Source organism: Arsenophonus nasoniae DSM 15247, assembly GCF_000429565.1.
Taxonomy (GTDB): Bacteria; Pseudomonadota; Gammaproteobacteria; order Enterobacterales; family Enterobacteriaceae; genus Arsenophonus; species Arsenophonus nasoniae.
On record NZ_AUCC01000122.1, the window covers coordinates 1 to 6377 of the forward strand.

Annotated in this window: 6 protein-coding genes; 3 read left to right on the forward strand and 3 right to left on the reverse strand. The window is 39.1% G+C overall.

Annotation, left to right across the window (positions count from 1 at the left end; genetic code table 11):
* The coding region (locus G468_RS0115660; protein WP_026823863.1) for an ATP-binding protein at positions 1-282 on the forward strand (282 nt) is incomplete at its 5' end.
* A 143-nt stretch (positions 283-425) separates the two neighbouring features.
* On the forward strand, positions 426-866 hold the full coding sequence (lysM, locus tag G468_RS0115665; protein WP_026823864.1) for a peptidoglycan-binding protein LysM: 441 nt from the start codon (positions 426-428) through the stop codon (positions 864-866).
* Between the two features lie 109 nt (positions 867-975).
* Here the strand turns inward: lysM and nifJ are convergent, their stop codons facing one another.
* The 3 genes from nifJ to G468_RS0115680 all read right to left on the reverse strand — a co-directional run bounded on the left by nifJ (position 976) and on the right by G468_RS0115680 (position 5928).
* On the reverse strand, positions 976-4518 hold the full coding sequence (gene nifJ, locus G468_RS0115670) for a pyruvate:ferredoxin (flavodoxin) oxidoreductase (RefSeq protein WP_246067228.1): 3543 nt from the start codon (positions 4516-4518) through the stop codon (positions 976-978).
* A 255-nt stretch (positions 4519-4773) separates the two neighbouring features.
* The gene (locus tag G468_RS0115675; RefSeq protein WP_026823866.1) at positions 4774-5325 is read right to left on the reverse strand and encodes an NADPH-dependent FMN reductase; all 552 of its coding nucleotides are present in this window, start codon (positions 5323-5325) and stop codon (positions 4774-4776) included.
* A 165-nt stretch (positions 5326-5490) separates the two neighbouring features.
* Entirely contained in the window at positions 5491-5928 is a 438-nt protein-coding gene (locus tag G468_RS0115680) for a universal stress protein (RefSeq protein WP_026823867.1), read from the reverse strand.
* Positions 5929-6197: 269 nt separating this feature from the next.
* Here G468_RS0115680 and G468_RS0115685 point away from each other — a divergent pair.
* Positions 6198-6377 (forward strand): Arm DNA-binding domain-containing protein (locus G468_RS0115685; protein WP_026823868.1); only part of this gene is annotated, 180 nt, incomplete at its 3' end.

Here is a 6377-nt window from a genome sequence, read left to right on the forward strand (position 1 = left end):
ATGGCCCCGAAGTTGTTGATTATCGATGAGATTGGATACCTGCCGTTTGGGCGAGAAGAAGCAAACCTGTTTTTCAATGTGATTGCCAAGCGTTATGAGCATGGCAGTGTCATATTGACGAGTAACCTATCATTTGGGCAATGGCCAAGTGCTTTTGCTGATGACGCAACATTAACTGCCGCTATGCTTGATCGTTTACTTCATCATTCACATGTACTGCAATTAAGCGATAAAAGCTACCGATTGAAAGATAAGCGGCGCTCAGGAGCAATAACTGAGTAAAACAGTGGATCAATTTTGATTGATCGGATTTAGATAAAAAGTGGATCAGTTTTCGGTGATCGTTGACACTTAGAGCGCTTGATTTATTATCTAATAGCTTGAGACTTAGATTTATTTCCTCAAAACTAAGTGATGGAGGTTATATGGGATTATTTGATTTTTTAAAAAGCGCGGGCGACAAACTCTGGGATCCTGCTGCGGCGACTAAAGATGATAAAGAAAAAAAACTGAAAGAACATCTTGATTCATTAGGGATCAAAGGAGCGGATCAGGTCAATGTTAATGTTGATGATAATGGCAAAGTCACCGTTTCGGGTGAAGGCATTGTTGCTGATATGAAAAATAAGATTTTAGTTGCGCTAGGCAATGTTGCCGGTGTTGAAAAAGTTGAAGATCATATCGCAGGTGGTAGTGTTGATGTTCAGCATTACACAGTAGTAGCCGGTGATACCTTGAGTGCTATTGCGAAAAAAGTTTATGGGGATGCCAATCTATATCAGCAAATCTTTGAAGCAAATAAGCCAATGTTAAAAGATCCGAATAAAATTTATCCTGGACAGGTATTAATTATCCCTAAACGGTAAATAGGATAATCATTGAGCATCAATTAATGTTAATAAAGCCGCTTATCAGTTTAGCGGCTTTATTGCTTAATGCTGTTTTTTTAATCAGCAGATGGCGATCTATGCGATCTTAGTGAGTATCTTGTTTAGCCAGTAATTCAAGCAGAGTGTAGCGTCTATGTGCCGCTATCTCTGCTTGTTTTGCCAGTATTTCTGCTTGTTCAGGTAACTGTCTGGTTAACTGAGAAAAGCGCTGCTCTTTTTGTAAGATATCCTTCAGCGATGCTGTCGGTGCTCTTGAATCAAGTATCAACGCCGGTTTTCCCGCCTGACTACGTTGTGGATCAAAACGGTATAACGGCCAAAATCCAGCTGCTGTTAGCTGTTTGGTTTGATCATGACTATAGGCAAGATCATAACCATGTTCTTCACAAGGACTGTAAGCAATAACCAGTGATGGTCCTGAATAGCGGGCGGCTTCCTGAATAGCCTTAACAGTCTGGTTCATTTGGGCGCCAATAGCGATTTGTGCCACATATACATGTCCATACATCATCATGGTAATTCCCAGATCTTTACGGCTTTTTTGTTTGCCATTTTCACCAAATTTAGTCACTGCACCAATAGGGGGCGCTTTTGATTGTTGGCCACCGGTGTTGGAATAGCATTGTGTATCTAGTACCAAAACATTGATATTTTCATCACTATTGAGCACATGATCCAAGCCACCATAACCAATATCGTAGGCACAACCATCACCCCCAATGATCCATACTGATTTATCAATCAAATAGTGAGCATCGGTGCTTAGTTGTTGGGCTTCAGCGCTATTGATTTTAGTCAGCAATGATTGTAACTGATTAATTAATTGACGCTTTAACTCAATTGATAAAGAATCATCCTGTAGTTGATTAATAAGTGTGCTCGGTAATTGTTCAGCGAAGTCATTTAGCAGACGAGAGACTCTTTTTTTATGCTGCTCTAAAGTTAAACGAAATCCCAGACCAAACTCTGCATTATCTTCAAATAGTGAATTTGCCCAAGCTGGTCCTCGCCCCTCACTATTCTTGCTATAGGGGGTAGTCGGGAGATTACCACCGTAAATAGATGAACAGCCAGTGGCATTGGCAATCAGTAGTCTGTCACCATATAACTGAGTCAGTAACTTAATATAAGGGGTTTCACCACAACAAGCACAAGCTCCTGAATATTCAAATAAGGGGGTAATTAATTGTGAAGTCCGAATATCTATACGTGCTAGTTGATGTGGGGCAATATCGGGAATTTGCAGGAAAAAGTTAAAATTTATTTTTTCCGCTATTAGATGTTCGACACGTGGTTGCATATTAATCGCGCGGATTTGTGGATTTTGCCGATCTTTCGCCGGACAAACTTCATAACAAAGATTGCAACCGGTACAATCTTCTGGCGCAACTTGGAGTACATAATTGAGTCCTCGCATATCTCGAGATTTAACGGCTAAAGAGGGTAAGCTAGCTGGCGCAGCCTTCAGTATTTCGGCAGAAGTGACTTTTGCACGAATGGCAGCATGAGGACAAGCGGCCACACAATAATTGCATTGGGTACAAAGATCTGGTAGCCAAATAGGGATCGTTTCGGCGATATTGCGTTTTTCCCATTTTGTCGTGCCTGTTGGCCAGCAACCATCGGGAGGAAATACTGACACGGGAAGGGTATCACCTAAATCTGCGAGCATTTTTGCGGTAACGTTTTTTACAAAATCAGGGGCATCATGCGCTACTGTCGCGCTCCGGCAAAGACTGGTGATATCAATCTGCTGTAAATCAATTTTTTCTATTGCCTTAATGGTAAGATCAATTGCGTTAAGGTTATTTTCAACAACATTAGCCCCTTTTTTGCGATAACTTTGGCTTATAGCCTCTTTTAATTGCTGTTTAGCTTCAGACATAGGCAATAATTGGGTCAAATAGAAAAAAGCCGTTTGCATAATGGTATTAATACGGCCACCCAATTGGCATTGTCGGGCAATTTGATAAGCATTAATGGTATAGCATTGTGCCTGTTTTTGTCGTAACAAATATTGTATTTCTTGCGGCAGATGATGCCAGATTTGATCAGATTTATAAGGACTATTGATTAAAAAAATACCACCGGGTTTTAATTTTTCAATTAACTGATATTTGTGGATAAATTGCCACTGATGACAGCCGATAAAATCCGCCTGCTTAATAAGATAGGACGAATAGAAAGGCTGGTGGTTAATACGTAAATGTGAAACCGTTAGCCCGCCAGCTTTTTTAGAGTCGTAAACGAAGTATCCTTGTGGAAATAAAGGGGTATGGTTGCCAATAAGTTTAATCGTATTTTTCGTTGCGGATACTGAACCATCACTACCTAAGCCATAAAATAGGGCCGCTAATTTGTGGGTAGTGGGGAGTGTTGCTTTAATAATCGGTAAAGACAGTCCGGTGACATCATCGTGAATGCCAATAGTAAAACGCGTTTTGGGTTTAGCCAGTTTAAGTTGATGAAAAATAGTGATCACACAGTCAGGATCAAACTCTTTTGAAGATAAACCATAGCGACCCGAGATAACATTAGGTAACTTATCACGTAGGCCCTGGCTAAAAGACTCCGCTAACGCTGTCATAATATCCAGGAACAACGGTTCTGCTTGCGCCCCCGGTTCCTTTGTTCGATCAAGTACCGCAATCGATTTTACTGCTAATGGTACTACTTTAAGAAAATGTTGGGCAGAAAAAGGGCGAAAAAGATGCACTTTTACCATGCCGACTTTTTCATTTTGTGTCAGCTGTTGATCAATAACCTCTTCACAAGGCCCAGCCGCTGATCCCATCAAAATGATAATTTGCTCAGCATCAGGATGGCCATAATATTCAAACGGTTGGTAGTAACGCCCGGTGATATTACCAAAGGTCTGCATGGCATCCAAGACATGCTGGTAAGCTTGAAAATACCAAGGATTAATCGCTTCGCGCGCTTGAAAATAGGTGTCTGGATTAGCAGCGGTTCCTCGGATAGTGGGTGCCTCTGGTGACAAAGCACGTTGTCGATGTTCTCTTATTGCTTGGTCAGGTATTAATTTTTGCAGTACATTATCGGAGATTGACTGAATTTTGTTGATTTCATGAGAAGTACGAAAGCCATCGAAAAAATGGATAAAAGGCAATCGACTATTCAGTGCGGCTATTTGGGCAATAACGGCAAAATCCTGGGCTTGTTGCACATGATTAGCACATAGCATAGCACAACCTGTCTGACGTACGGCCATCACATCGGAGTGATCGCCAAAAATAGATAATGCATGGGTGGCGACAGTTCGGGCGGCGACATGTAAGACAAAAGGCTGTAATTGGCCGGCGAGTTTATAAAGGGTTGGGATCATCAATAATAATCCCTGAGATGAGGTAAATGAGGTAGCCAGTGCGCCGGTTTGCAAAGCACCATGCACTGTCGCGATGGCACCGGCTTCGGATTGCATCTCAATTATTTTAGGTATGTCTTGCCAAATATTTTTTCGATTATTTGCTGCCCATATATCTGCTTGTTCAGCCATACTGGAACTAGGCGTGATAGGATAAATGGCGATAATTTCATTGAGTCGATATGCAACAGAAGCAACGGCAGAATTTGCATCCGTTGTTATATAAGAACAAGTTAAGTTACTCACAAAAATGGCCTTTTGATTTTTGATAATAGTTTATTAGCCAAAGAAATTAGCAAAATAAGCAAGTAAAATTTATCAATATCGTGGGGAATTGAATTTAAATAAAAGAGAAATAAGATGTTTAAGTTATTAAAATGATAGATTATTTTATATTAAGTGATCAATTTTGATTTTTAGTTAGTAACTTGTTGTTATTGCTGAAGTAGTAAAGGCGACTTTTGCAATCGACTCGCCTTCAACTTTAGAATATTGATTTAATTAATTGAGTTGTTTTTTTAGAAAATGGCTATAAGCATCCAGCCACTTTTGCAAGAAAACCTTCGTTCTTTCCAGCAAATTACCTTGCTTGTCTATAATATTCTCATTCCATTGAATAAAAGCTTCTGGTTGATTGAGTATTGGCATATCCAGAAAAGTTAACACATTTCTTAAATGTTGTTGTGATAGTGCACTTCCCATGGCGCCAGGTGAAGTTCCGATAACCCCAGCTGGTTTTTGTGCCCACACATTTTTTCCATAAGGTCGAGAACCTTGATCGAGAGCATTTTTTAATACGCCAGGAATAGAACGATTATATTCTGCGGTAACAAAAATAACACCATCAGCATCGGCAATTTGTTGCTTAAAATCCAGCACCACTTTACTTGGTTGTTCATCATCATCTTGATTATAGAGAGGCAGTTTTCCTATTTCGGCGAAAAAAAATTGTATCTGTGGATGAGCTAGTTTGATTAATTCGTTAGCCAGTTTTTTATTATATGAACCTTTGCGTAAGCTACCCACGATGATAACGACTTTGTATTCTTTCATATATCACCTTTCACTTATTCAACGCCAAGCAAGTAATAGATTTGGCAAAAATTAATTATCTGATTTAATCATATTTACCAATGGATGATTCCTCTTAAAATAAGAATAATAATTAATTAGTAATATTGCCAGCAAGGCGGGATGATTATTCCCGCATAACTGTATTTATCTAATCACTAAAACTGGGATTTTAGCGTAATTTACTACTGCGGCGGCAGTTGAACCTAATAAATGGGTTTTAAAGTTAGGCCGGCGAGAGGCAATAACAATCAAATCAGCGTTAACTTCATCGGCAATTTCTAAAATAGCGTCTCTTGGTGGTTCTGCTTTAATTAAGCAGTGTACTTTTTCTTCTGGTATAGCAAATTTTTTTGTCATACTTTGTAGGGAATGTAGAGCTTGCTGTACAATTTCATCGTCATCGCGAATTGGCTGTTTGGAATAGACAATTTTACTAGCAATGAAAAAAGAAGGCGCATAAATTGCAGAGATAAAATAGAAATCAGGATCATCAGTTTGGCTTAGCGCATTAATATGCGGAACAACTTTTTGCGTTAAGGTGTCTTCAGACAGATCAATCGGAACTAAAATAGTTTGGTACATATTGTCTCCTGTCTTGGCATAATTTAACAAAATTTCAGACGTTATTATTTTATCATCAAATAATAAATATCTATCAACAATAGCCGTTAACCGTCATCGATAGTCGATATTTAATAATTAATACTATGTTTTATATCATTTTTATTTTCCATCTCAGTATATAATAGCTGTTTTTAGTCACCTATTATAATCCTTGTGTCATGAAATTTATGTACATATTGGTGTACATGAAATATCATAAAAAGATTGGACACAAGGAGAAAAAAAAGATGGCGGTAAGTGATTCATGGTTAAGAGCGGTAAATGGTAAGCCACAAGCTAAAATGGTGACTAAATCAGACAGAGAGGGGTTATCAGTTCGCGTAACACCAAAAGGTAAAGTGATTTTTCAATATCGCTATCGTTGGCAAGGGAAAGGTGATCGGATAGATATTGGAACGTATCCGGCA

What these genes read in the sequence shown, in the direction of transcription:
- G468_RS0115680 (WP_026823867.1), bottom strand. Translation starts at nt 5,928, where the DNA reads ATGTACCAAACTATTTTAGTTCCGATTGATCTGTCTGAAGACACCTTA.
- G468_RS0115675 (WP_026823866.1), bottom strand. Translation starts at nt 5,325, where the DNA reads ATGAAAGAATACAAAGTCGTTATCATCGTGGGTAGCTTACGCAAAGGT.
- lysM (WP_026823864.1), top strand. Translation starts at nt 426, where the DNA reads ATGGGATTATTTGATTTTTTAAAAAGCGCGGGCGACAAACTCTGGGAT.